This is a genomic window from Enterobacter sp. PP-008-ECC_S150, assembly GCF_045257065.1.
GTDB classification, from domain to species: Bacteria; Pseudomonadota; Gammaproteobacteria; order Enterobacterales; family Enterobacteriaceae; genus Enterobacter; species Enterobacter chengduensis.
Window position 1 is genome coordinate 133556 of record NZ_JBJHHG010000012.1, and the last position, 21514, is coordinate 155069.

23 protein-coding genes are annotated in these 21514 nt (G+C 59.6%); 15 read left to right on the forward strand and 8 right to left on the reverse strand.

Going from position 1 to position 21514, the window contains the following annotated elements:
• Positions 1-2: 2 nt before the first annotated feature.
• Both pabA and ACJBF3_RS14700 read left to right on the forward strand, forming a co-directional pair.
• A complete protein-coding gene (gene pabA, locus ACJBF3_RS14695; RefSeq protein ID WP_045330491.1) occupies positions 3-566 on the forward strand; it encodes an aminodeoxychorismate synthase component 2 in 564 nt (187 codons plus the stop codon).
• An 86-nt stretch (positions 567-652) separates the two neighbouring features.
• Positions 653-1876: an aspartate aminotransferase family protein gene (locus ACJBF3_RS14700; protein WP_173860534.1), complete on the forward strand. Its 1224-nt coding sequence runs from the start codon at positions 653-655 to the stop codon at positions 1874-1876.
• On the opposite strand, the gene ACJBF3_RS14705 is transcribed toward ACJBF3_RS14700, so the two are convergent.
• Together ACJBF3_RS14705 and crp are read right to left on the reverse strand one after the other, a co-directional pair.
• Complete coding sequence (locus tag ACJBF3_RS14705) at positions 1873-3960, reverse strand: YccS/YhfK family putative transporter (protein WP_406545224.1); 2088 nt, start codon at positions 3958-3960, stop codon at positions 1873-1875. The two genes, ACJBF3_RS14700 and ACJBF3_RS14705, sit on opposite strands and share 4 nt — an antisense overlap.
• Before the next feature lie 57 nt (positions 3961-4017).
• Entirely contained in the window at positions 4018-4650 is a 633-nt protein-coding gene (crp, locus tag ACJBF3_RS14710; RefSeq protein ID WP_000242758.1) for a cAMP-activated global transcriptional regulator CRP, read from the reverse strand.
• 311 nt (positions 4651-4961) lie between these two features.
• On the opposite strand from crp, the gene ACJBF3_RS14715 reads away from it, so the two are divergent.
• The gene (locus tag ACJBF3_RS14715; RefSeq protein WP_008503018.1) at positions 4962-5366 is read left to right on the forward strand and encodes an OsmC family protein; all 405 of its coding nucleotides are present in this window, start codon (positions 4962-4964) and stop codon (positions 5364-5366) included.
• Between the two features lie 86 nt (positions 5367-5452).
• On the opposite strand, the gene ACJBF3_RS14720 is transcribed toward ACJBF3_RS14715, so the two are convergent.
• Genes ACJBF3_RS14720 through ACJBF3_RS14730 form a run of 3 tightly spaced genes read right to left on the reverse strand, consistent with a single transcriptional unit; the run spans position 5453 to position 7589 of the window.
• The gene (locus ACJBF3_RS14720) at positions 5453-6322 is read right to left on the reverse strand and encodes a phosphoribulokinase (RefSeq protein WP_032644550.1); all 870 of its coding nucleotides are present in this window, start codon (positions 6320-6322) and stop codon (positions 5453-5455) included.
• Between the two features lie 29 nt (positions 6323-6351).
• Positions 6352-6570 carry a YheU family protein gene (locus tag ACJBF3_RS14725; protein ID WP_008503016.1) on the reverse strand — a complete coding sequence of 73 codons (219 nt, stop codon included), beginning with the start codon at positions 6568-6570 and terminating at the stop codon, positions 6352-6354.
• On the reverse strand, positions 6567-7589 hold the full coding sequence (locus ACJBF3_RS14730; RefSeq protein ID WP_045330497.1) for a hydrolase: 1023 nt from the start codon (positions 7587-7589) through the stop codon (positions 6567-6569). Before ACJBF3_RS14730 ends, ACJBF3_RS14725 begins: the two co-directional genes overlap by 4 nt.
• Before the next feature lie 228 nt (positions 7590-7817).
• On the opposite strand from ACJBF3_RS14730, the gene mdcA reads away from it, so the two are divergent.
• The 8 genes from mdcA (at position 7818) to mdcH (ending at position 14867) form a co-directional block, all read left to right on the forward strand.
• The gene (mdcA, locus tag ACJBF3_RS14735; RefSeq protein WP_045330499.1) at positions 7818-9473 is read left to right on the forward strand and encodes a malonate decarboxylase subunit alpha; all 1656 of its coding nucleotides are present in this window, start codon (positions 7818-7820) and stop codon (positions 9471-9473) included.
• Positions 9473-10330, forward strand: a complete 858-nt coding sequence (locus tag ACJBF3_RS14740; protein WP_045330501.1) for a triphosphoribosyl-dephospho-CoA synthase — start codon at positions 9473-9475, stop codon at positions 10328-10330. The genes mdcA and ACJBF3_RS14740 overlap by 1 nt, the downstream gene beginning before the upstream one ends.
• A gap of 9 nt (positions 10331-10339) precedes the next feature.
• The gene (mdcC, locus tag ACJBF3_RS14745; RefSeq protein WP_045330503.1) at positions 10340-10639 is read left to right on the forward strand and encodes a malonate decarboxylase acyl carrier protein; all 300 of its coding nucleotides are present in this window, start codon (positions 10340-10342) and stop codon (positions 10637-10639) included.
• Complete coding sequence (locus ACJBF3_RS14750; protein WP_045330505.1) at positions 10632-11465, forward strand: biotin-independent malonate decarboxylase subunit beta; 834 nt, start codon at positions 10632-10634, stop codon at positions 11463-11465. Before mdcC ends, ACJBF3_RS14750 begins: the two co-directional genes overlap by 8 nt.
• Positions 11465-12265 carry a biotin-independent malonate decarboxylase subunit gamma gene (gene mdcE, locus ACJBF3_RS14755; RefSeq protein ID WP_045330506.1) on the forward strand — a complete coding sequence of 267 codons (801 nt, stop codon included), beginning with the start codon at positions 11465-11467 and terminating at the stop codon, positions 12263-12265. The genes ACJBF3_RS14750 and mdcE overlap by 1 nt, the downstream gene beginning before the upstream one ends.
• 126 nt (positions 12266-12391) lie before the next feature.
• Positions 12392-13351, forward strand: a complete 960-nt coding sequence (locus ACJBF3_RS14760; protein WP_045330508.1) for an AEC family transporter — start codon at positions 12392-12394, stop codon at positions 13349-13351.
• Between the two features lie 2 nt (positions 13352-13353).
• On the forward strand, positions 13354-13971 hold the full coding sequence (locus ACJBF3_RS14765; protein WP_045330509.1) for a malonate decarboxylase holo-ACP synthase: 618 nt from the start codon (positions 13354-13356) through the stop codon (positions 13969-13971).
• The gene (mdcH, locus tag ACJBF3_RS14770; RefSeq protein ID WP_045330510.1) at positions 13971-14867 is read left to right on the forward strand and encodes a malonate decarboxylase subunit epsilon; all 897 of its coding nucleotides are present in this window, start codon (positions 13971-13973) and stop codon (positions 14865-14867) included. Before ACJBF3_RS14765 ends, mdcH begins: the two co-directional genes overlap by 1 nt.
• A 92-nt stretch (positions 14868-14959) precedes the next feature.
• Here mdcH and ACJBF3_RS14775 read toward each other — a convergent pair whose 3' ends face one another.
• Together ACJBF3_RS14775 and ACJBF3_RS14780 are read right to left on the reverse strand one after the other, a co-directional pair.
• Positions 14960-15892, reverse strand: coding sequence for a LysR substrate-binding domain-containing protein (locus tag ACJBF3_RS14775; protein ID WP_045330511.1), 933 nt, complete (start codon positions 15890-15892; stop codon positions 14960-14962).
• Positions 15893-15907: 15 nt separating this feature from the next.
• Positions 15908-17812 carry an ABC transporter ATP-binding protein gene (locus tag ACJBF3_RS14780; RefSeq protein WP_045330512.1) on the reverse strand — a complete coding sequence of 635 codons (1905 nt, stop codon included), beginning with the start codon at positions 17810-17812 and terminating at the stop codon, positions 15908-15910.
• 135 nt (positions 17813-17947) lie between these two features.
• Between ACJBF3_RS14780 and kefG the strand changes: the two genes are divergently transcribed.
• The 4 genes from kefG (at position 17948) to slyD (ending at position 21206) form a co-directional block, all read left to right on the forward strand.
• Positions 17948-18502: a glutathione-regulated potassium-efflux system ancillary protein KefG gene (gene kefG / locus ACJBF3_RS14785; RefSeq protein ID WP_045330513.1), complete on the forward strand. Its 555-nt coding sequence runs from the start codon at positions 17948-17950 to the stop codon at positions 18500-18502.
• Positions 18502-20307 carry a glutathione-regulated potassium-efflux system protein KefB gene (kefB, locus tag ACJBF3_RS14790; protein WP_045330515.1) on the forward strand — a complete coding sequence of 602 codons (1806 nt, stop codon included), beginning with the start codon at positions 18502-18504 and terminating at the stop codon, positions 20305-20307. Before kefG ends, kefB begins: the two co-directional genes overlap by 1 nt.
• Positions 20308-20320: 13 nt before the next feature.
• Complete coding sequence (locus tag ACJBF3_RS14795; RefSeq protein ID WP_013099038.1) at positions 20321-20521, forward strand: YheV family putative zinc ribbon protein; 201 nt, start codon at positions 20321-20323, stop codon at positions 20519-20521.
• A gap of 94 nt (positions 20522-20615) precedes the next feature.
• Positions 20616-21206: a peptidylprolyl isomerase gene (gene slyD, locus ACJBF3_RS14800; protein ID WP_014885491.1), complete on the forward strand. Its 591-nt coding sequence runs from the start codon at positions 20616-20618 to the stop codon at positions 21204-21206.
• 82 nt (positions 21207-21288) lie between these two features.
• On the opposite strand, the gene ACJBF3_RS14805 is transcribed toward slyD, so the two are convergent.
• Positions 21289-21507, reverse strand: a complete 219-nt coding sequence (locus ACJBF3_RS14805; RefSeq protein ID WP_024907948.1) for a protein SlyX — start codon at positions 21505-21507, stop codon at positions 21289-21291.
• Positions 21508-21514: the final 7 nt, after the last annotated feature.

Consider the following 21514-nt stretch of genomic DNA (forward strand, 5'->3'; position numbering starts at 1 on the left):
CCATGATTCTGCTGATTGATAACTACGATTCCTTCACCTGGAACCTTTACCAGTATTTTTGCGAACTGGGTGCGGAGGTGGTTGTTCGTCGCAACGACGAAATCGATCTCGCCGAGATTGCGACGCTGGCGCCGCAGAAAATCGTCATTTCACCCGGCCCCTGCACGCCGTCAGAATCGGGCGTGTCTCTGGAGGTTATCCGCCACTATGCCGGCGAGCTGCCCATTCTGGGCGTTTGCCTGGGCCACCAGGCCATCGCCCAGGCGTTTGGCGCCACCATCGTGCGTGCCGCGAAAGTGATGCACGGAAAAACTTCGCCGGTCACGCATACCGGTACCGGGGTGTTCACGGGGCTAAAAAATCCGTTAACCGTGACGCGCTACCACTCCCTGGTGATTGACCCGCCGACGCTGCCGGAGTGCTTTGAGGTGACGGCCTGGAGCGATACGCAGGAGATCATGGGGATTCGCCACCGCGAGTGGGACCTCGAAGGCGTGCAGTTCCACCCGGAAAGCATCCTCAGCGAGCAGGGGCACGCGCTGCTGGCTAATTTCCTCCACCGCTGAATATCTGTTGCCTTGTTGTGATTTTTTATGCATATTTTGTGATTATATTTTCACAAGCACTGTGACATAAAATGGATGGGCATGACATGGCAACTGAACAACCAGCAATTACCCGCGCGACATTCGATGAAGTGATCCTGCCGATTTATGCACCGGCTGAGTTTATCCCGGTGAAGGGAAAAGGTAGCCGCGTCTGGGATCAGCAGGGTAAAGAGTATGTGGATTTCGCGGGCGGTATTGCGGTCACGGCGCTGGGGCATTGCCATCCCGCGCTGGTTGAGGCGCTGAAAACCCAGGGCGAAACCCTGTGGCACACCAGCAACGTGTTCACCAACGAGCCGGCGCTGCGTCTCGGCCGCAAGATCATTGACGCGACCTTCGCCGAGCGCGTGCTGTTTATGAACTCCGGCACCGAAGCCAACGAAACCGCCTTTAAGCTGGCGCGCTACTACGCGACCACGCGCCACAGCCCCTATAAAACCAAAATCATCGCCTTCCATAACGCCTTCCACGGACGCTCCTTCTTTACCGTCTCCGTCGGCGGTCAGCCGAAGTATTCCGACGGCTTTGGCCCGAAACCGGCCGACATCGTCCACGTGCCGTTTAACGATCTGCACGCGGTGAAAGCGGTGATGGACGATCACACCTGCGCGGTGGTGGTGGAACCTATTCAGGGTGAAGGCGGCGTGACGGCGGCCACTCCGGAATTTCTGCAGGGGCTGCGCGCGCTGTGCGATGAGCATCAGGCGCTGCTGGTGTTTGATGAGGTGCAGTGCGGAATGGGGCGTACCGGGGACCTGTTTGCCTATATGCACTACGGCGTGACGCCGGATATTCTGACCAGCGCCAAAGCCCTCGGCGGCGGTTTCCCGGTGAGCGCGGTCCTGACGACTCAGGAGATCGCCTCCGCGTTCCACGTCGGTTCTCACGGCTCAACCTACGGCGGTAACCCGCTGGCGAGCGCCGTGGCGGGTGCCGCATTCGACATTATCAACACGCCAGAGGTGCTGAACGGCGTTAGCGCGAAGCGCGAGCTGTTTGTGAAACACCTGCAAAAGATTGATGAGCAGTTCGACGTGTTCAGCGAGATCCGTGGGATGGGGCTGCTGATTGGCGCCGAGCTGAAGCCGCAGTTCAAGGGCCGCGCGCGCGACTTCCTGCACGCCGCCGCGCGCGAAGGCGTGATGGTGCTCAACGCCGGGCCGGATGTGATGCGCTTTGCGCCGTCGCTGGTGGTGGAAGACAAAGACATCGAAGACGGGTTAGCCCGTTTTGCGGCGGCGGTCGGGAAGATCGTCCAGCAAAACTAGTACGGCGTTCGCTTTAACACGCGCGTTAACCAAACCCCATGATGCGGGCGCTGACGCCATGCCACCGACGAAATGGTGTGCATGGTGTTCAGATGCCCCAGCACGCGCTGCAAATGCTGCTCCAGGGAACTCATCGGCCCGTGGGTCAGCGTTTCCGGCGCTTCCAGAATGTTCGAATCCCCCGACTCGCCCGGCGCGTCATACTCCAGACGCTGCTGACACCGCTGCAACGCAATTTCGCACGACTGCAAATAGCGCTGCGCCAGATCCAGCGTCAGCATCGTGTGCTCGCGCGCCAGCGTGGTCATGGCGTTAATGTGCTCGACGATAAACTGGCTGTGCGTGACCCAAAGCTTCATGTCCGCCAGATAGTGCGCGTTAAAGCCCGGCTCCTGCATCGCCTGGTTGAGGGAGTTAAACAGCGCGTTGTGCGCCTGATTGACCTTCATCCGCTGCCAGGCCAGCGGCGTCGGTTGAGGATTGTCGCTGAGGATCAGCCTGATAGCCTCCTGGTCGGCCTCCAGCGCGTCGTGGGCGTTCTGGCGTAGCAGCCCGCTTTGCCACTGCGGCCAGAGCCAGACCATACCGCCGAAGGCGATCAGGCAGCCGATCAGGGTGTCGATCAGCCTGGCAACGATAAACTGTTCGCCGTTGAGCGTGAGCAGCTGCAGGGTGTATACCGCCGTCACCGTAAAGCCCACCATTGCCCAGCCGTAGTTTTTGCGGATTATCAGGTAGCTTACCAGGGTGACCGCCAGCATCCCCGCCAGCGTATAGCCCTCGGGAACGTGGAAGTGCAGCGTCACGCCCGCAACGATCAGCCCCGCCATCGTGCCGCCTGCCCGGTGCAGAATACGCACCCGCGTGGCGCCGTAGCCGTTCTGGGTGACAAACAGGACGGTCATTAAGATCCAGTAGGGTTTCGGCAGATGCAGCGCCATGCCCATCAGGCTGGCGATGCTCAGCATGACGCTAATCCGCGCGGCGTTACGCAGGGCGGACGACTTCAGGGACAAGTAGCTTTTGAGCGCGGGCAATAGCGGCAGCCGTTTCTGCTTATCCGCCATCAGGTCGCGGGGATATAGCGGGCGCTGGGTGCGCAGCACGCGGGCGATACGGCTGAAGTGCCAGGCGGCAAACTGTCCGACCGGGTTATCCGGGTGCTGACGGGCAATTTTTTCCAGCGCGCCGAGCTGTTTTTCCATGTTAAAGCGCGTGGGGTAGCGGTGGTAGAGAATATCGTCCGCCAGCACCCGCAGGCGTGCCGAGACGGTCTGCGCGTTCCAGCGGATCACCGCTTCGGCGTGGCTGCGCTCGACCAGCTTTTGCACCTCCTGCGGGTGGTGCAGGCTCACCGAAATATGCTCCTGCAGATCCAGCCCCACCTGGAAGGTGCGCAGCAGCCGTTTGTACTCGTGGTTTCTGTTGGCGGCGAGCATATGCAGCTGCTGGTAGCACTGGCTTATCAGGTCCACCACCTTCTGCTGGCGCGTCAGCAGCGGCGGTAAGGATTTTTCCGGGTCGGTATGCTGGGTGAGCAGGGTATATTTGGCTTCGCAGTACTCCGCCAGCTGCACATAGAGCAGGCTCAGGGATTCGCGCAGCGGCTGCTCCCGCCAAAGCCAGAACCAGAACCAGTTAAACACCCCGTACCACAGCGTACCGAGCGCGTAGATCAGCAGCGGCTCCCACACCGGCATATTTCCGGCGAGGCTTAACGTGAAGATGGCCGCAATCAGCGACGCGGGAAGCAGGCGGGCGTGCAGCGAACTGATTTCCGCCGTGACGCCCAGCGTCATCGCCAGCACGGTCAGGATCAGCGGCAGCGGGATATCCCGGGCAAGCAGAAGCTGCACCGCAAGGCTACAGCCCGCAAACAGGCCGCCGCCGATAATCAGGCGTTTGAAAAAGCGCTTATGCGGCGTATCCAGGCCGGCAACGTTGCAGCAGGCGGGCACGAGGGAAAACAGCAGGCCTTGCTGAAGATGTCCGAGCAGCAGGCCTATGGCCACGGGAAGACACAACACCAGCGTTTGCCGCAGTGCGTAGTTAACTTCCGGGTGATAGATCAGCCTGCGCCACATGGGGAGTAGAGACAAAAACGGCGTGACACCTTGCGATGGCACGCCGCTTAAGCGGAATTAACGCGTTCCGTAGACGACGATGGTTTTACCGTGGGCGGAGATCAGGTTTTGATCTTCCAGCATTTTCAGGATACGGCCCACTGTCTCACGGGAGCAACCGACGATCTGACCAATTTCCTGACGGGTAATTTTAATTTGCATGCCGTCCGGGTGGGTCATGGCGTCTGGCTGTTTCGCCAGGTTCAACAGGGTTTGTGCGATACGACCCGTCACGTCCAGGAAGGCGAGGTTACCCACTTTCTCTGAGGTGACCTGCAGGCGGCGCGCCATCTGGGAAGAAAGACGCATCAGGATGTCCGGGTTTACCTGGATCAGCTGACGGAACTTCTTGTAAGAAATTTCAGCCACTTCACATGCTGTCTTTGCGCGAACCCAGGCGCTACGTTCCTGGCCCTCTTCAAACAGGCCCAGTTCACCGATGAAATCGCCCTGGTTCAGATAAGAAAGGATCATCTCTTTCCCTTCTTCATCTTTGATCAGCACTGCCACCGAGCCTTTAACGATGTAATACAACGTTTCCGCTTTTTCACCCTGGTGAATCAGCGTGCTCTTTGATGGGTACTTATGAATGTGGCAATGAGACAAGAACCATTCGAGAGTCGGGTCTGTTTGCGGTTTGCCAAGCACCATGCGCTGTTATCCTCTGTTATAAGCTGTCACCAGAGTCATCAGATGCATCCGGACTCTGGGGTTGCAATCGAATTCTTACCCATACCCTGGGAAGTCGGCTACCGTAACGTTTCGCAGCCAGTAAAGTTTGATGTCCTCTGCATACATGTGTAACGTCAATGTATTACTGTAGCATCCAGAGTGTTTTAGCATAGCTTTCGCCGCGTGTCTCCTGGTGTCTCGCTTCAGCATGATGCAGGTCGCCTTCCATTGCGAGAAATGTAACGCACGCGTAATCTGTCACCAAAAATGCAACGTTGGAGTTTAAGAATATGCAAGCGCGCGTGAAATGGGTTGAAGGTTTAACGTTCCTGGGCGAGTCCGCATCAGGACACCAGATTTTGATGGACGGTAACTCAGGCGACAAAGCGCCAAGCCCGATGGAAATGGTGCTGATGGCGGCAGGGGGATGCAGCGCGATTGACGTGGTGTCGATTCTGCAAAAAGGCCGTCATGACGTAACGGATTGTGAGGTTAAACTCACGTCAGAACGTCGCGAAGAGGCGCCGCGCCTGTTTACCCACATTAACCTGCACTTTGTGGTTACCGGTAAAGAACTGAAGGACGCTGCGGTTTCACGTGCGGTTGACCTGTCTGCGGAGAAGTACTGCTCTGTGGCGTTAATGCTGGAGAAAGCGGTAAAAATCACCCATTCGTATGAGGTGATCGAGGCCTAATCTTTTGGCGGGTGGCGCTTCGCTGACCCGCCCTACAAAAGCCTAATCGTAGGCCCGGTAAGCGCAGCGCCACCGGGCAAAACAGCTTACGCGATCTGCTTCCCTTCCATCAACCGCTCCACCAGCGGCGTCATGATGAGCTCCATCGCCAGCCCCATTTTTCCGCCCGGCACCACCAATGTATTCATGTGCGAAATAAATGAGCCCTGCAGCATCGCCAGCAGCCAGGGGTAATCAATGCCTTCGAGATTGCGGAAATGGATCACCACAAAGCTCTCGTCCAGCGACGGGATGCTTTTGGCCGCGAACGGGTTGGAGGTGTCCACCGTCGGCACGCGCTGGAAGTTGATGTGGGTGCGGGAGAACTGCGGCGTGAGGTAGTTGATGTAGTCTTCCATGGAGCGCACCACCGAGTCCATCACCGCCTCACGCGAATGGCCGCGCTCGCTCATGTCGCGCGTCAGCTTCTGGATCCACTCCAGGTTCACGATAGGCACCACGCCAACCAGCAGGTCCACGTGGCGCGCCACGTCGTGCTGAGGCGTGACCACGCCGCCGTGCAACCCTTCATAAAACAGCACGTCGGTGGGTTCCGGCAGCGGCTGCCAGGGGGTAAAGGTGCCCGGCACCTGATTCCAGGGAACGGCTTCATCATAGGTATGCAGATACTTGCGGGACTGCCCTTTGCCGCTCTGCCCGTACTCGATGAAGGTTTGTTCCAGCAGGCCAAAGTCATTGGCTTCCGGGCCGAAGTAGCTGATGTGTTTACCCAGATCGCGCGCCTTACGGATGGCCATGTCCATCTCCGGACGCGTGTAGCGGTGAAAGCTGTCGCCTTCGACCTCCGCCGCACGGAGATTCAGCTGGGCGAAAATCTTGCGAAAGGCGAGGCTGGTGGTGGTGGTTCCCGCACCGCTCGACCCCGTAACGGCAATAACCGGATGTCTGGCAGACATAGCAACTCCCTGACTGAAAAGGTGGAAGATCAGCCGTGAAACGCGTTGCGGGGCATGATATTCACCGTCTCATGCAGTTCTGACCACACCAGCACCACGTCGCCGCTTTTCAGCTGGCGCTTAACATCGTTGACCTTTTGCTCAAGCGAGCGTTCCTGTTCACCATAATCGGTGCCTTCGCGTAATACAAAGCTTTCAATCAGATTATCGAGCGTTTCGGGAGCCAGATCCTGCCAGGGAATGATCATTTTGCACCGTCCAGATAAGGAGTTAGCCAGTCAGGAATACGCGTCTCAAGCCACATTTTCGGGCGGCGCAACGTCCCGCCGATAAACCCGACGTGGCCGCCGTGCTCGGTCAGCTGATAGTGAACGTTGTCGGGCAGGAATTCCTGAGCGGGAATTGAGTGATGATCCATAAACGGGTCATCTTTAGCGTGAATAATCAGCGTCGGCTGGGTGATTTTGCTGAGCAGCGGCATGGCGCTGCACTGGCGATAATAGTCAATCGCATCGGCGAAGCCGTGGATTTTCGCGGTGATCAGATCGTCGAACTCGCGAATACGGCGCACCTTTTTCAGCTGGCGCAGGCTGACCGGCAGGGTATCCGGGTAGGCCTTCAGCTTACGCGCCGCGTTGGCCTTCAGCAGGTTGAGCAGGTAGCGTTGATAGACGCGGGAAAAGCCTTTATCCATGTGGTAGCTGCACTGCTCCAGCATAAACGGCGCGGAGACAATGACGGCGGCATCCAGCGGGACGCTTTCGCCCTCTTTGGCCAGCAGACAGGCCAGCATATTGCCGCCCAGCGAATAGCCCACGGCCGCCGTTGGCACCGTGCCGTAATTTTCCCGCAGCCAGTGCAAAAACCAGGTGCCGTCTTCGGTTTCACCCGAGTGATAGATACGTTTTTGACGATTTGGCTCGCCGCTGCAGCCGCGAAAATGCATCACCACGCCGAGCCAGCCGCGCGCTTTTGCCGCTTCAACTAAGCCGTGCGCATACGGGCTGTGCAGGCTGCCTTCCAGACCGTGAAAGACCACCAGCCGCGGCTTGTGGCGCGCCTGCTCCGGTGCTTCGCTCCAGGCGAGATCCAGAAAATCACCGTCCGGCAGGTCAAGCCGCTGCCAGTGCGGCGTGAACTGAACCTTACGGCGGATCAGCCGCGGCAGCATGGTCTGCAAATGGCAGTTGGCCACGCCGCGCAGGGGCACGAACTCGGTGCTGTCTTCGGCTGCAATGTCGAAGCCTGATGGAATGATTTGGGTCATAAGGGCGATGCTGATTCTTGTCAGATATTAACGATACTTTCCGAATTGTACCCCGTTTAGCCTGGTTTTCCGAAACATGAACTGATCCCGATCACAAATCTTTACCTTGATTATTACTCTCAGGCTAATGATTCCGCTCTACGCTTAATTGATGCCTTTCTCACCAGAGCGCACACTTTACTCAACGTTAAGCAAATCAAAATGATTAGCTGAATCAGGAGGTTAATAATGTTATCTGGGCAAACACCCACCCGGCAATGGAACACGCGACGCAGCGAAAAAGCGCGTCGTCTGGCGTCCGTACCGGTGCAGGGCAAGGTACTGCCAACCGGCGATCTGGTCGCCATGCTGGAAAAACTGATCGCGCCTGGCGACAAGGTCGTTCTGGAAGGTAACAACCAGAAGCAGGCGGATTTCCTTTCCCGTTCGCTGGCCGAAGTGAACCCGCAAGTTGTTCACGACCTGCATATGATCATGCCGAGCGTCGGGCGCAGCGAGCATCTGGATATCTTTGAGAAAGGCATCGCCCGCAAGCTGGACTTCTCCTTCTCCGGTACCCAAAGCCTGCGAATCTCCCAGCTGCTGGAAGATGGTCAGCTCGAAATCGGCGCCATTCACACCTACATCGAACTTTACTCACGACTCTACGTCGACCTCTCGCCCAACGTGGCGCTGATTGCCGGCTTTAAGGCAGACCGCAAGGGCAACCTCTACACCGGGGCGAGCACTGAAGATACCCCGGCGCTGGTGGAAGCCGCTGCCTTCCACGACGGGATCGTCATCGCGCAGGTGAACGAGCTGGTGGACGACGAGTGCGATCTGCCGCGCGTCGATATCCCGGGCTCCTGGATTGACTATGTTGTCGTTGCCGACAAGCCATTCTTTATCGAACCGCTGTTTACCCGCGACCCGCGCCTGATCAAGCAGGAGCACATCCTGATGGCGATGATGGCCATTAAAGGCATCTACGCGGAACATCAGGTGCAGTCCCTGAACCACGGGATCGGCTTTAACACCGCGGCGATCGAGCTGCTGCTGCCTACCTACGGCGAGCAGCTTGGCCTTAAGGGCAAAATCTGTAAGCACTGGACGCTCAACCCGCATCCGACCCTGATCCCCGCTATCGAAAGCGGCTGGGTCGAAAGCGTGCACTGCTTCGGCGGCGAGCTGGGAATGGAGGAGTACATCCGCGCCCGTCCTGACGTGTTCTTTACCGGTGCCGACGGCTCGATGCGCTCCAACCGCGCGTTCTGCCAGCTGGCCGGCCAGTACGCGGTGGATATGTTTATCGGCTCAACTCTGCAGGTTGATGGTTACGCCAACTCTTCCACGGTGACCCGCGGCCGTCTCTCCGGCTTCGGCGGGGCGCCAAACATGGGGCACGACCCGCACGGTCGTCGCCACGCGACACCGGCCTGGCTGAACATGATCACCGAACCCGATCCGATGCAGCGCGGTAAAAAACTCGTCGTGCAGATGGTGGAAACCTTCCAGGCGGGCGTGAAGCCGACCTTCGTGGAAAAACTTGATGCCGTTGACGTGGCAAAAGCCTCCGGCATGCCGCTGGCGCCGGTGATGATTTACGGCGATGACGTGACGCACGTGCTGACGGAAGAGGGGATTGCCTATCTCTACCGGGCGAAAGACCTGGAAGAGCGTCGCGCCATGGTCGCCGCCGTGGCGGGGATCACCGATATCGGCCTGGGCGTGGACGCTAAACGCGTGGCGGAACTGCGCCAGAGCGGCAAGGTTGTGTATCCGGAAGATATGGGCATTCGCCGCACCGACGCCACCCGCTCTCTGCTGGCGGCAGGCAGCGTGTCGGATCTCGTTGAATGGTCCGGCGGCCTGTATAACCCGCCTGCGAAATTCCGGAGCTGGTAATGAAACTTCTGCCCCAGATTCAGGTTGAAGGCGGTGCCGAATGGCTGGCGCGAACCGCCACGCAGTGTCTGATTGACGAAGCACGTTTAAGCCCGAAACCCGGTCTGGTGGACAGTCGGGGGAACGGCGCGCACAGCGATTTATCCCTTGCGCTAATGGAGCGCTCCGCGCACAGCCTGACCCCGACGTTTCAGGCGCTGGCGCAGCAAAGCTGGCAGCGTCCGGCAGATATTGCGCTTCGGCAAACCGTTGGCCGTCTTGGCCGTGAAGGCGAGCAGCAGATGATGGCTGCAACCGGCGGCGTAAACACCCATCGCGGTGCGATTTGGGCGCTGGGGCTGCTGGTCAGCGCGGTGGCGATGCTGGGCGGGAATGCCAGGGCGCAAGACGTCGCCCGCACTGCCGCACAGCTGGCGAGACTGCCGGACGACGCGGCGCCGAAGGTGTTCAGTAAAGGCCTGCGCGCCACGCACCGTTACCGCGTGCCGGGCGCGCGCGAAGAGGCTCAGCAGGCGTTTCCGCACGTTATGCAGCGCGCGCTGCCGCAGCTTCGCCTGAGCCGTCTCAACGGCAGTAGCGAAGCGCACGCCAGGCTCGACGCGCTGATGGCGATCATGACCTCGCTCACCGACACCTGCGTGCTGTCGCGCGCAGGGATGGAGGGGCTTGACGCCATGCAGGACGGCGCCCGTGCGGTGCTGAATGCCGGAGGCTGTGCAACGGCTGCGGGCCAGCAGGCGCTGGCGAACTTAGATCGCCACATGCTCACGCTTAACGCTTCGCCGGGCGGCGCAGCCGACCTGCTTGCCGCCACGCTGTTTCTCGATCGCATCGAAACGCCTTATTCAAAGCTTTAAGAGGATGTTATGGAAAAAATCACATTGACCGTGCCAGCCAGCCGCGCGTTAAGCGGCAGAGCGCTGGCAGGCGTCGTCGGCTCCGGGGATATGGAGGTGCTCTTCACCGCCGAACCGGGCCAGACGTTAACCATTGATATCACCACCTCCGTTGACAACAGCCGGGGGCGCTGGGAGGCGCTGTTCAACCGCCTGCAAACCGTCAGCAGCCTGCCCTCAGGCAAACTGACCATCCACGACTTCGGCGCGACGCCGGGCGTGGCGCGCATTCGTATCGAACAGGTTTTTGAGGGGGTGAGCCATGCGTGATGACAGCAGCTTTATCGAACTGAAAGCGCGCCAGCGCGCGCAGGCCCTGCTCGACCAGGGCAGCTACCGGGAACTGCTGGATCCGTTTGAAGGCATTATCTCGCCGTGGCTTGGGCCGCAGGGCATTGTGCCGCAGGCGGACGACGGCATGGTGGTGGCGAAAGGCACCCTCAACGGCAAGCCAGCCGTCGTCGTGGCGATTGAAGGGGCGTTCCAGGGCGGCAGCATGGGCGAGGTGTCCGGTGCCAAAATGGCGGCGGCGCTGGAGCTGGCGGCGGAAGATAACCGCAACGGCATTCCGACTCAGGCGGTGCTTTGTCTTGAAACCGGCGGCGTGCGCCTGCAGGAAGCGAACCTTGGCCTGGCGGCGATTGCCGACATCCACGCGGCGATTGTTGACCTGCGTCGCTATACGCCGGTCATCGGGATTGTGGCGGGAACCGTGGGCTGCTTCGGCGGGATGTCCATTGCGGCAGCGCTGTGCAGCTACCTGATTGTCACCCGCGAAGCGCGCCTCGGCCTCAATGGCCCGCAGGTTATTGAGCAGGAGGCAGGCATTGAGGAGTACGACTCCCGCGACCGTCCGTTTATCTGGAGCATGACCGGGGGCGAAGTGCGCTACCAAAGCGGGCTGGTGGATGCCCTGGTGGGTGACGGCGTGAACGCGGTGAAAGCGGCGATGAACGACGCGATTGCCAAAGGCGTCCCCGCGAAACACCGCACCGACAACTACGACGATTACCTGACCCGTCTGACGAATTTCGACACCCGCAAGCAGGCCGATGCCGAACAGATTAACGCGCTTTTTGCCCGGGAGGTGAAATGATGAGTAATTCAAAAAGCCGTGGCGAACTCTGGCTGGAAACCCTCGCCCCAAATGCCAAACGTGTGGAAGGACTGTGCCCGTCCGTGCAGGCGGCAGACGGTGAGCTGAACGGCGAAGCGGTGCGCTTTATCGCCGTGGTGCCGGACGCCAACAACCACTTCCCGCGCGCGGCGAAAGGGGAAGTCGGTCTGCTGGAAGGCTGGACCCTGGCGAAAGTGGTGAGCGAAACCGTGGCCGAGGATGCCAATAAGTCCGTGAAGCGTCCGATTGTGGCGGTGATCGACGTCCCTAGCCAGGCCTATGGTCGTCGCGAAGAGGCGTTTGGTATTCATCAGGCGCTGGCCGGTGCGGCAGCAGCCTATGCGAATGCACGCCTGGCCGGTCACCCGGTGATTGGGCTTATCGTCGGCAAGGCGATGTCCGGCGCGTTTCTGGCGCACGGCTACCAGGCCAACCGCCTGATTGCCTTCAACGATAAGGGCGTGCTGATCCACGCGATGGGCAAAGAGTCTGCGGCGCGCATTACGCTGCGTACCGTCGACGCGCTGGAAAAACTGGCGGCCACCATTCCGCCCATGGCGTACGACATCAGCAACTACGCCACCCTGGGGCTGCTTTCAAACCTGCTGGACATCAGCAACCCGGATGCCCCATCCGAAAACGATCTGGCGCAGGTGAAAGCGACCCTGCAACAGGCCATCAGTGACGCTCGTCAGGACACCACGCTGAAGAATCGTCTGGGTGCTGACAACCGCCGCAGCTCTGCGCTCGTCCGCGAACGTATGCGAGCCAGCTGGTAAGTAAAAAAGAGACCTGCCAGATGCATAACCCCGTGGGCGCGTTCGCCGCGCCCGCGCGGGGGCCTGCATCCTGAAAAATAATAAACATCGCACCAGTGCTAAAACTTTTTTTACTACAGGTGATTTATGACTTACGTAATTGTTCATGCTCTTGCACCGATTTTCGTCATCATGCTGCTGGGTTTCTGGGCCGGCAAGGCAAAGATGGTCGATAACAAAAACGTTTCCCTGCTGAATATCTTCGTGATGGATTTCGCCCTTCCCGCCGCGCTGTTTAGCGCCACCGTGCAAACGCCGTGGACCGGCATCGTGGCCCAGTCGCCGCTGATTCTGGTGCTGACCCTGGCGATGTGGATCACCTATGCGGTCATCTACTTCCTCGCGACCAGCGTCTTTAAGAAATCCCCGCAGGATGCGGCCGTGCTGACGCTGACCGTCGCCCTGCCAAACTATGCGGCGCTCGGCCTGCCGATTCTGGGCAGCGTGCTCGGGGAAAGCTCGTCTACCTCGCTCTCCGTGGCCGTTTCCATCGCCTGCGGTTCGGTGCTGATGACCCCGTTCTGCCTGCTGATTCTTGAACGTGAAAAAGCGCGCGCTGAGGGGAATAGCTCCGGCTCAACGCTCTCCATGCTGCCGGTGCTGATGTGGCGTTCAATTAAAAAACCGATTGTGATGGGTCCGCTGCTGGGTGTGATTTTGTCCGCCATCGGTATCAAAATGCCGGAACTGGTGCTGGCGGCGATTAAACCGCTGGGGCTCTCCGCGACCGCGGCGGCGCTGTTCCTGACCGGGGTGATCCTCTCTGCCCGCAAGCTGCAGATTAACACCATGGTGATTACGTCAACTATTGCCAAGCTGCTGATTCAGCCCGCGATTGCCTGGGGTATCGTGCTGATCTTCGGTCTGCACGGCTCCGTGGCGATCACCGCTATCCTGATGATTGCGCTCTCTGCGGGCTTCTTCGGCGTGGTGTTCGGTAACCGCTTTGGCGTGCAGTCGCCGGATGCAGAGGCCGTGCTGCTGTTAAGCTCCGTACTGTGTATCCTGTCGCTGCCGCTGTTTATCTCGCTGACTTCAGGAATGTAATTATGACCACAACATTGCGCCCGCACGACCTCATCTGGCTCACCGCACGCGACGCGCTGGAAGGCATTACCGACTCCTGGGTTGAGGCGGCCTGGCATACCGGCCTGCCGGTCGTGGTGCGGCGTGATGTTGACAGTGAAGGCCGTATTCCCGTTGGCGTGCGCGGTTTACGTCGCGACCAGCGGGCGGCCGGATGGGTGAAGCCGGAAAACGTGCTGCGCGTGGTGTCACCCGAATCACTGAGCGTAACGGCGGACCTGCTGCGTTCGCCGTTTGTCACCCAGCCACCGGTTAAGGTGGCGCTTCAGCTTTCTCAGCAGGCGTGGCCGTGGACGTGGGGCATTACCGGCAGCACCGGCTACGCGCTGGCGACCGGCATTCCGGTCATTCACGCCGACAGCGATCTCGACCTGCTGATCCGCGCCCCGCGGCCGATTTCCCCTGACGCATTTACCGCATGGCAGACGCAGCTCGACCGCGCCTTGTGCCGGGCGGATACGCAGGTGGATACGCCCGACGGCGGCTTCGCGCTGGCAGAGTGGCTGCGCGACGGTAAAACGCTGCTGAAAACGAGCCGCGGACCGCGCCTGGTGGCCGATCCGTGGCGCAGGGAGGAGTGATGAAAATACTGTTTACCTTTCCGGGGCAGGGCACGCAGCATGAAGGCATGCTGCAAAACCTGCCGGGAACGACGCTGGCGGAGGCACGCGAGGTGCTGGGCAGCGAAGTCGATACGCTCGATAGTGCGGCCTCACTCGCTCATACCCGCGCGGTTCAGCTGTGTCTGCTGATTTCTGGCGTAGCCTGGGCGCGCGAGCTCGAACGGCGCGGCGTGACGCCGGACATTGTGAGCGGGCTTTCAATCGGCGCTTATCCTGCGGCGGTCATCGCGGGCGCGCTGGACTTTACCGACGCGCTGAAGCTGGTGGCCCTGCGCGGCGATCTGATGGAACAGGCGTACCCGCACGGCTATGGTTTGACGGCGATTATGGGCCTGACGTTGCCGCAGGTGGAAACGCTTATCGACGGCACGGGAACGTATATTGCCAACCTGAATGCCGAAACGCAGATCGTGATTGCCGGAAGCGATGACGGGATGGCGCAGGCGGCGGCACGCGCGCTGGCAAAAGGGGCGAGCAAGGCTAAACGGCTGGCGGTCAGCGTACCGTCGCACTGCGCGCTGCTGGCCGAACCAGCGCAGAGGCTGGCGGCGGCGTTTGAAGCGGTCGCGCTTTCACGCCCGCGCTGCGCGTATCTGAGCGGCAGCACCGGGCGGGTGCTGTGGCAGCCGGAAAAAATTGCCGACGATCTGGCGATGAATATGGCGCGCACGGTGCGCTGGCAGGAGGCGATGATTTCCGCCAACGAACGTGAAGCCCGGCTGGCAATCGAGATGCCGCCCGGCGGCGTGCTGACCTGCTTAACGCGACAGGCGGCGTGGGAAGGCGAGACGATTGCACTGGAGCGCAGCGGCGTTGACGTGGCGGTGCATCTGGCGGGTCGGCTTCGTGCGTGAGTTTTTTACCGGGTGGCGGCTTCGCCTTACCCGGCCTACTCCCGAATTGTAGTTTTGTAGGCCGGGTAAGCGCAGCGCCACCCGGCAAGGCATCACGCACTATCCTGCAAGCTTCGTGCATACATCCGCCCTTCGGCGGCGAGCGCGCGCAGGCTCGGATCCTGCTCGCGGTTGCGGGCGAAGACAATCGCAATCAGCTGCTGCATCTGGTACGGCTCCGCCAGCTTCAATAGCTGCACCGAATTCTCATACACCTTCTTCATCCTGCCCGGCATCAGCGTAAAGCCGACTCCCGCCTGCACCAGGCTCAGCATCGAGAAAATGTCGTTCACGCGCGTAACGATCTCCGGCTCGAACCCGGCGATATGAAACGCTTCCTGAAAGCCCGCGTAGGTGGCAAACCCTTCCGCCAGCGAGACAAACTTCTGATCCTTGTAGTCCCGCAGATCCGCAGGCCCGCTGGTGTTCAGCGTGGCGGAAGCCGGGGCGGCAAGGAAAATGTCGTCGTGGAAAAGGGGAAGAACCTCAAGGGTGTTGCGGTCGATATCGCTTTCGGAGATGGAGATCAATATGGCATCCAGCGACCCGTCATCCAGCATGTGGAGTAACGTTTCGTTAGATCCCATCGTCAGGTCCATTTCCAGATCCGGACGGCGCAGCTTCATGCCCATAATCAGGCGCGGGACGGTTTCCAGGGTGAGCGAGTAGAGCGTCCCCACCCGCAGCCGGCCCTGGCCGATGCCGGCAATTTTGCGCGCTTCATCAAGCCCGCGCTCCATTACCTGCATCACCTCCTGGCAATACTCCAGCAGCGTCCAGGCAGAGGGAAGCGCAATCAGGTTGCGCCCCTTGTGGGTAAAGAGCGGGCAGCGCACGTTCTCTTCCAGCGTGTGCAGCGCGCGGTGCACGCTGACGCCGCTCAGGCCCAGCGTTTCGGCGGTGCGCGCGATATTCCCCTTCTCCATAAACGTCATGAAGATGCTGAGCTTGCGGAACGTAATCTCGCTCGTGGTATCGAAATGCATAGCCCTCCCGGCGTGTTAGTCGGCCTGCAGCATGGCTTCCAGCTGTTCCTGCGCATCCAGCCACGCCATTTCGCACTCTTCGAGACTGGATTTGGTCTTCGCCTGGGTTTGCAGGCAGTCCGTGAGTTCCGCTTTACGGCTCTGGTCATACAGACCGCTGTCGCCGAGCTTCTCTTCAACGGCGGCAAGCGTGGCGTTGAGCTTTTCCATCTCTTTTTCGAGACGGGCAATCTCTTTACGCAGCGGCTGCGTCTGGGTGCGCAGCTCCGCTTCGCGACGCTTCTGATCCTTACGCGCCTGCGCGCTGTTGGCGTTCTCTTTCGCAGACTCCTCCGGCTGGTTCTCCTGCTTCTGCACGTCCGTCAGCCACTGCTGGTAGTCTTCCAGATCGCCGTCGAACGGTTCGACTTTGCCGTCGTGCACCAGGTAGAGATCGTCCGTGGTGGAGCGGATCAGGTGACGATCGTGCGACACCACCACCAGCGCGCCTTCGAACTCGATCAGCGCTTCGGTCAGCGCCTGACGCATATCGAGGTCCAGGTGGTTGGTCGGTTCATCGAGCAGCAGCAGGTTCGGGCGCTGCCAGACGATCAGCGCCAGCACCAGACGGGCTTTTTCGCCGCCGGAGAAGCGCTCGGTATTCTCAGTGACCTTATCGCCCTGGAAGCCGAAGCCGCCGAGATAGTCGCGCAGCTTCTGCTCCATCTCCTGCGGTGCCAGGCGCGCGAGGTGCTGAATTGGGGATTCATCCGCGCGTAAAAATTCCAGCTGATGCTGGGCGAAGTAGCCCAGCTTGATGCCCTTCGCCAGGCCGATTTCACCCTTGACCGGGTTAAGCTCGCCCGCGAGCAGCTTGATCAGCGTCGATTTACCGGCACCGTTGCGCCCCAGCAGGCCAATACGTGAACCCGGCACCAGGTTGAGCTTGATGGAGTCGAGAATGATGCGGTCGTTATAACCTGCGCTCACCTTCTCCATTTTCAGCAGCGGGTTCGGCAGGCTTTCCGGCGCGCGGAAGCTGAAGTGGAACGGGTTGTCGACGTGCGCCGGGGCGATCATCTCCATGCGCTCCAGCATCTTGATGCGGCTCTGGGCCTGCTTGGCTTTTGACGCCTTAGCCTTGAAGCGATCCACAAAGCTCTGCAGGTGCGCCACGCGCTGCTGCTGGCTTTCGTACATCGACTGCTGCTGGGCAAGACGCGTCGCGCGCTGGCGCTCAAAGGAGCTGTAGTTGCCGGTGTACTCGAACATCGTTTGCTGTTCGATATGAATGATTTTATCCACCACCGGGTCGAGGAAGTCCCGGTCGTGGGAGATCAGAATCAGAGTGCCCTGATAGCTCTTGAGCCACTTCTCCAGCCAAATAACCGCATCGAGATCGAGGTGGTTAGTCGGTTCATCGAGCAGCAGCAGGTCAGAGCGGCAGATCAGCGCCTGCGCCAGGTTGAGGCGCATACGCCAGCCGCCGGAGAAGTCGCTGACCGGGCGTTCCAGCTGTTCATTGCTGAAGCCCAGGCCGTGCAGCAGGCTGGAGGCGCGGGAGCGAATGGTCCACGCGTCGATGGCGTCCAGCTTGCCGTGAACGGTGGCGATGGCGTGACCGTCGTTGCGCTCGTTAGCGGCGTTAAGTTCCGCCTCGAGCTTACGGTACTCACGATCGCCGTCGATAACATAGTCGAGTGCCGGTTCGCTCAGGGCTGGCGTCTCCTGGTTCACCCAGGCGAGCTGCCAGTTCCCGGGGAAGGTGAAGTTACCGCCATCCGCGCTAATCTCGTTTTTCAGCAGCGCCAGCAGCGTGGACTTACCGCAGCCGTTTTTGCCGACCAGGCCCACTTTTTGGCCCGGGTTGATGGTAGCAGTGGCGTTATCCAACAGGACGCGCACGCCGCGACGAATTTGTAACGAGGAGAAAACAATCATAGAAGCGCCGTATGTTCCGACTATGTTAATTTGTCATTATGATAATGTAAGGTGTGGGCCATTTTCCGCACCGGGCCGCCATGGTAGCCCAAAACAGCGACGATACACAAAAACAGAAACAACACCGGGAGGGGAATGATGTCTCAGACAGCAAAAGTGCTGCTGCTGTATGCCCATCCGGAATCTCAGGACTCGGTGGCAAACCGGGTGCTGCTTAAGCCGGCCACACAGCTCAGTAACGTCACGGTGCACGATCTCTACGCGCACTATCCTGATTTCTTTATTGATATTCCTCACGAGCAGGAGCTGCTGCGTCAGCATGACGTGATTGTGTTCCAGCATCCGCTTTATACCTACAGCTGTCCGGCGTTGCTTAAGGAGTGGCTGGACCGCGTGCTGAGCCGGGGCTTCTCCAGCGGGGTGGGGGGCAACCAGCTGGCGGGAAAGTACTGGCGTAGCGTGATTACGACCGGTGAACCCGAAAGCGCTTACCGCCACGACGGGCTGAACCGTTATCCGATGAGCGACATTCTGCGGCCTTTCGAGCTGACGGCGGCGATGTGCCGCATGCACTGGATGAGCCCGATTATCGTCTACTGGGCCCGACGTCAGGATCCAAAAGAGCTGGCAAGCCACGCCAGAGCCTATGGTGAATGGCTGGCGTCACCGATTCCGGCAGGAGGTCGTTAATGGAAGGATCGAATTTGCTCCTCGCCGGGGTGCTGTTTTTATTTGCGGCCGTCGTCGCGGTGCCGCTCGCTGCCCGCATTGGCATCGGGGCGGTGCTGGGGTATCTGCTGGCGGGCATCGCCATTGGCCCGTGGGGACTGGGATTCATCAGCGACGTGGATGAGATCCTCCATTTCTCCGAGCTGGGCGTGGTGTTCCTGATGTTCATCATCGGCCTGGAGCTGAATCCCTCGAAATTGTGGCAGCTCCGACGCTCTATCTTCGGCGTGGGCGCCGCGCAGGTGTTGTTCAGCGCCGCGATACTGGGCGGCCTGTTAATGCTGACCCACTTTTCATGGCAGGCGGCGGTGATTGGCGGGATAGGCCTGGCGATGTCGTCGACGGCAATGGCCCTGCAGCTGATGCGCGATAAAGGGATGAACCGCAACGAGGCCGGTCAGCTGGGCTTTTCGGTGCTGCTGTTCCAGGATTTAGCGGTGATCCCGGCGCTGGCACTGGTGCCGCTGCTGGCGGGCTCCGGCGACGATCACTTCGACTGGGCGAAAATCGCCATGAAGGTGTTGGCCTTCGCGGGCATGCTGATTGGCGGACGTTTCCTGTTACGTCCGGTATTTCGCTTTATTGCCGCGTCGGGCGTGCGCGAGGTGTTTACCGCCGCGACGCTGCTGCTGGTGCTGGGATCGGCGCTGTTTATGGATGCGCTGGGGCTGTCGATGGCGCTCGGGACCTTTATCGCCGGGGTGCTGCTGGCGGAGAGCGAGTATCGGCACGAGCTGGAAATTGCCATCGATCCCTTCAAGGGGCTGCTGTTAGGCCTGTTCTTTATTTCGGTGGGTATGGCGCTCAACCTTGGCGTGCTCTATACCCATCTGCTGTGGGTGGTGGTGAGTGTCGCCGTCCTGGTGGCGGTGAAAACGCTGGTGCTGTACGTCATGGCGCGCATTTACGGCTTGCGCAGTTCGGAACGCATGCAGTTTGCCAGCGTGTTAAGCCAGGGGGGCGAGTTCGCGTTTGTGCTGTTCTCCGCCGCCTCCTCCCAGAAGCTGTTTAAAGACGACCAGATGGCGCTTTTGCTGGTGACGGTCACGCTGTCGATGATGACTACGCCGCTATTGATGAAGCTGGTGGACAAGCTGCTTTCACGGCGCCTGAACTCGACGGACGATGAAGATGAAGCCCCGTGGGTGGAAGACGACAAGCCGCAGGTGATTGTGGTGGGCTTTGGCCGTTTCGGGCAGGTGATTGGTCGCCTGCTGATGGCGAACAAAATGCGCATTACGGTGCTGGAAAGGGATATCAGCGCTGTAAACCTGATGCGTAAATATGGCTATAAAGTGTATTACGGCGATGCCACTCAGCTTGAGCTGCTGCGATCGGCTGGGGCAGAAGCGGCCGAGTCCATCGTGATTACCTGTAACGATCCGGAAGACACGATGAAGCTGGTGGATCTGTGCCAGCAGCATTTCCCGCATCTGCAAATTCTGGCGCGCGCCCGGGGACGTGTTGAAGCTCACGAATTATTGCAGGCGGGTGTGAAACACTTCTCCCGCGAGACGTTCTCCAGTGCCCTGGAACTGGGGCGCAAGGCGCTGATCTCGCTGGGCATGCATCCGCATCAGGCGCAGCGCGCGCAGATGCACTTCCGTCGGCTGGATATGCGGATGCTGCGCGAGCTGATGCCGGTTCATACCGATACGGCGCAGATCTCCCGCGTGCGGGAAGCGCGTCGCGAGCTGGAGGAGATCTTCCAGCGCGAGATGCAACAGGAACGGCGCCAGCTTGACGGCTGGGATGAATTTGAATAAAGGGTAACGAAAGATGGCTGTACGTAAACGCTTTATCGCGGGTGCAAAATGCCCGTCCTGCCAGGCGCAAGATACGCTGGCGATGTGGCGGGAAAATAATATTGATGTTGTTGAGTGTGTTAAGTGCGGTCACCAGATGCGCGAGGCCGATAAAGAGGCTCGCGATCACGTTCGCAAAGAAGAGCAAGTGATCGGCATTTTTCATCCGGACTAGCGATATGCCCTGAGATTTTTTAAGCTAAAGGGTACACGGGTGCAGATTTCCGCTACAATCTGCGCCAGCAATTTTCCCACGCTCAGGAGATATCATGAAAGTAGCAAAAGACCTGGTGGTCAGCCTGGCCTATCAGGTACGTACAGAAGACGGTGTGTTGGTTGATGAGTCTCCGGTGAGTGCGCCGCTTGACTACCTGCATGGTCACGGCTCTCTGATTTCCGGCCTGGAAACTGCGCTGGAAGGCCATGAAGTTGGCGACAAATTTGACGTTGCTGTAGGCGCGAACGACGCTTACGGTCAGTATGACGACAACCTGGTTCAGCGCGTTCCGAAAGACGTGTTCATGGGCGTTGACGAACTGCAGGTTGGCATGCGCTTCCTGGCTGAAACTGACCAGGGTCCAGTTCCTGTTGAGATCACCGAAGTGGAAGACGACCACGTTGTGGTTGACGGCAACCACATGCTGGCCGGTCAGAACCTGAAGTTCAACGTAGAAGTTGTTGCGATCCGTGAAGCAACCGAAGAAGAGCTGGCTCATGGCCACGTTCACGGTGCGCACGGTCACGACCATGACCACGATCACGGCCACGACGGCTGCTGCGGTGGTCACGGCCACGATCACGACCATGGTCATGACCACGGTAAAGGTGGTTGCGGTAACGGCGGCTGCGGCTGTCACTAATACCTGCCATTGGTAGGTAGGCCCGGTAAGCTTCGCGCCACCGGGCACAAAAAAAGCGGGAAACTCCCGCTTTTTTTACGCCTCAATAATGAGGGGGTGGCGTCTCTTCTGACTGAGAGGCAATGTTTGACGGTTGCGTAGCCTTCAGCTTTTCCGTCAGCAGGCGCATATGATCCCGCAGTTTTGCCATTTCGAGCTCATGGGCGGTCACGGTCTGGTTCAGCTCTTCGATGGTGATGTCCTGAAAAGCCAGGCGGCTTTCCAGCTCAGCCATTCTCGCTTCTAATGCTGTATCCTTCATCATTCAC

Excerpts from the sequence above, each read along its gene's own strand:
- ACJBF3_RS14775 (WP_045330511.1), bottom strand. The coding sequence starts at position 15,892 with ATGCATTTCGATACCACGAGCGAGATTACGTTCCGCAAGCTCAGCATC.
- ACJBF3_RS14795 (WP_013099038.1), top strand. The coding sequence starts at position 20,321 with ATGGCTGTACGTAAACGCTTTATCGCGGGTGCAAAATGCCCGTCCTGC.
- ACJBF3_RS14765 (WP_045330509.1), top strand. The coding sequence starts at position 13,354 with ATGACCACAACATTGCGCCCGCACGACCTCATCTGGCTCACCGCACGC.
- crp (WP_000242758.1), bottom strand. The coding sequence starts at position 4,650 with ATGGTGCTTGGCAAACCGCAAACAGACCCGACTCTCGAATGGTTCTTG.
- ACJBF3_RS14805 (WP_024907948.1), bottom strand. The coding sequence starts at position 21,507 with ATGAAGGATACAGCATTAGAAGCGAGAATGGCTGAGCTGGAAAGCCGC.
- ACJBF3_RS14700 (WP_173860534.1), top strand. The coding sequence starts at position 653 with ATGGCAACTGAACAACCAGCAATTACCCGCGCGACATTCGATGAAGTG.
- ACJBF3_RS14720 (WP_032644550.1), bottom strand. The coding sequence starts at position 6,322 with ATGTCTGCCAGACATCCGGTTATTGCCGTTACGGGGTCGAGCGGTGCG.
- mdcA (WP_045330499.1), top strand. The coding sequence starts at position 7,818 with ATGTTATCTGGGCAAACACCCACCCGGCAATGGAACACGCGACGCAGC.
- ACJBF3_RS14780 (WP_045330512.1), bottom strand. The coding sequence starts at position 17,812 with ATGATTGTTTTCTCCTCGTTACAAATTCGTCGCGGCGTGCGCGTCCTG.
- mdcE (WP_045330506.1), top strand. The coding sequence starts at position 11,465 with ATGAGTAATTCAAAAAGCCGTGGCGAACTCTGGCTGGAAACCCTCGCC.
- ACJBF3_RS14750 (WP_045330505.1), top strand. The coding sequence starts at position 10,632 with ATGCGTGATGACAGCAGCTTTATCGAACTGAAAGCGCGCCAGCGCGCG.
- ACJBF3_RS14715 (WP_008503018.1), top strand. The coding sequence starts at position 4,962 with ATGCAAGCGCGCGTGAAATGGGTTGAAGGTTTAACGTTCCTGGGCGAG.
- kefG (WP_045330513.1), top strand. The coding sequence starts at position 17,948 with ATGATGTCTCAGACAGCAAAAGTGCTGCTGCTGTATGCCCATCCGGAA.
- slyD (WP_014885491.1), top strand. The coding sequence starts at position 20,616 with ATGAAAGTAGCAAAAGACCTGGTGGTCAGCCTGGCCTATCAGGTACGT.
- mdcH (WP_045330510.1), top strand. The coding sequence starts at position 13,971 with ATGAAAATACTGTTTACCTTTCCGGGGCAGGGCACGCAGCATGAAGGC.
- kefB (WP_045330515.1), top strand. The coding sequence starts at position 18,502 with ATGGAAGGATCGAATTTGCTCCTCGCCGGGGTGCTGTTTTTATTTGCG.
- ACJBF3_RS14725 (WP_008503016.1), bottom strand. The coding sequence starts at position 6,570 with ATGATCATTCCCTGGCAGGATCTGGCTCCCGAAACGCTCGATAATCTG.
- ACJBF3_RS14740 (WP_045330501.1), top strand. The coding sequence starts at position 9,473 with ATGAAACTTCTGCCCCAGATTCAGGTTGAAGGCGGTGCCGAATGGCTG.
- ACJBF3_RS14705 (WP_406545224.1), bottom strand. The coding sequence starts at position 3,960 with ATGTGGCGCAGGCTGATCTATCACCCGGAAGTTAACTACGCACTGCGG.
- mdcC (WP_045330503.1), top strand. The coding sequence starts at position 10,340 with ATGGAAAAAATCACATTGACCGTGCCAGCCAGCCGCGCGTTAAGCGGC.
- ACJBF3_RS14730 (WP_045330497.1), bottom strand. The coding sequence starts at position 7,589 with ATGACCCAAATCATTCCATCAGGCTTCGACATTGCAGCCGAAGACAGC.
- pabA (WP_045330491.1), top strand. The coding sequence starts at position 3 with ATGATTCTGCTGATTGATAACTACGATTCCTTCACCTGGAACCTTTAC.
- ACJBF3_RS14760 (WP_045330508.1), top strand. The coding sequence starts at position 12,392 with ATGACTTACGTAATTGTTCATGCTCTTGCACCGATTTTCGTCATCATG.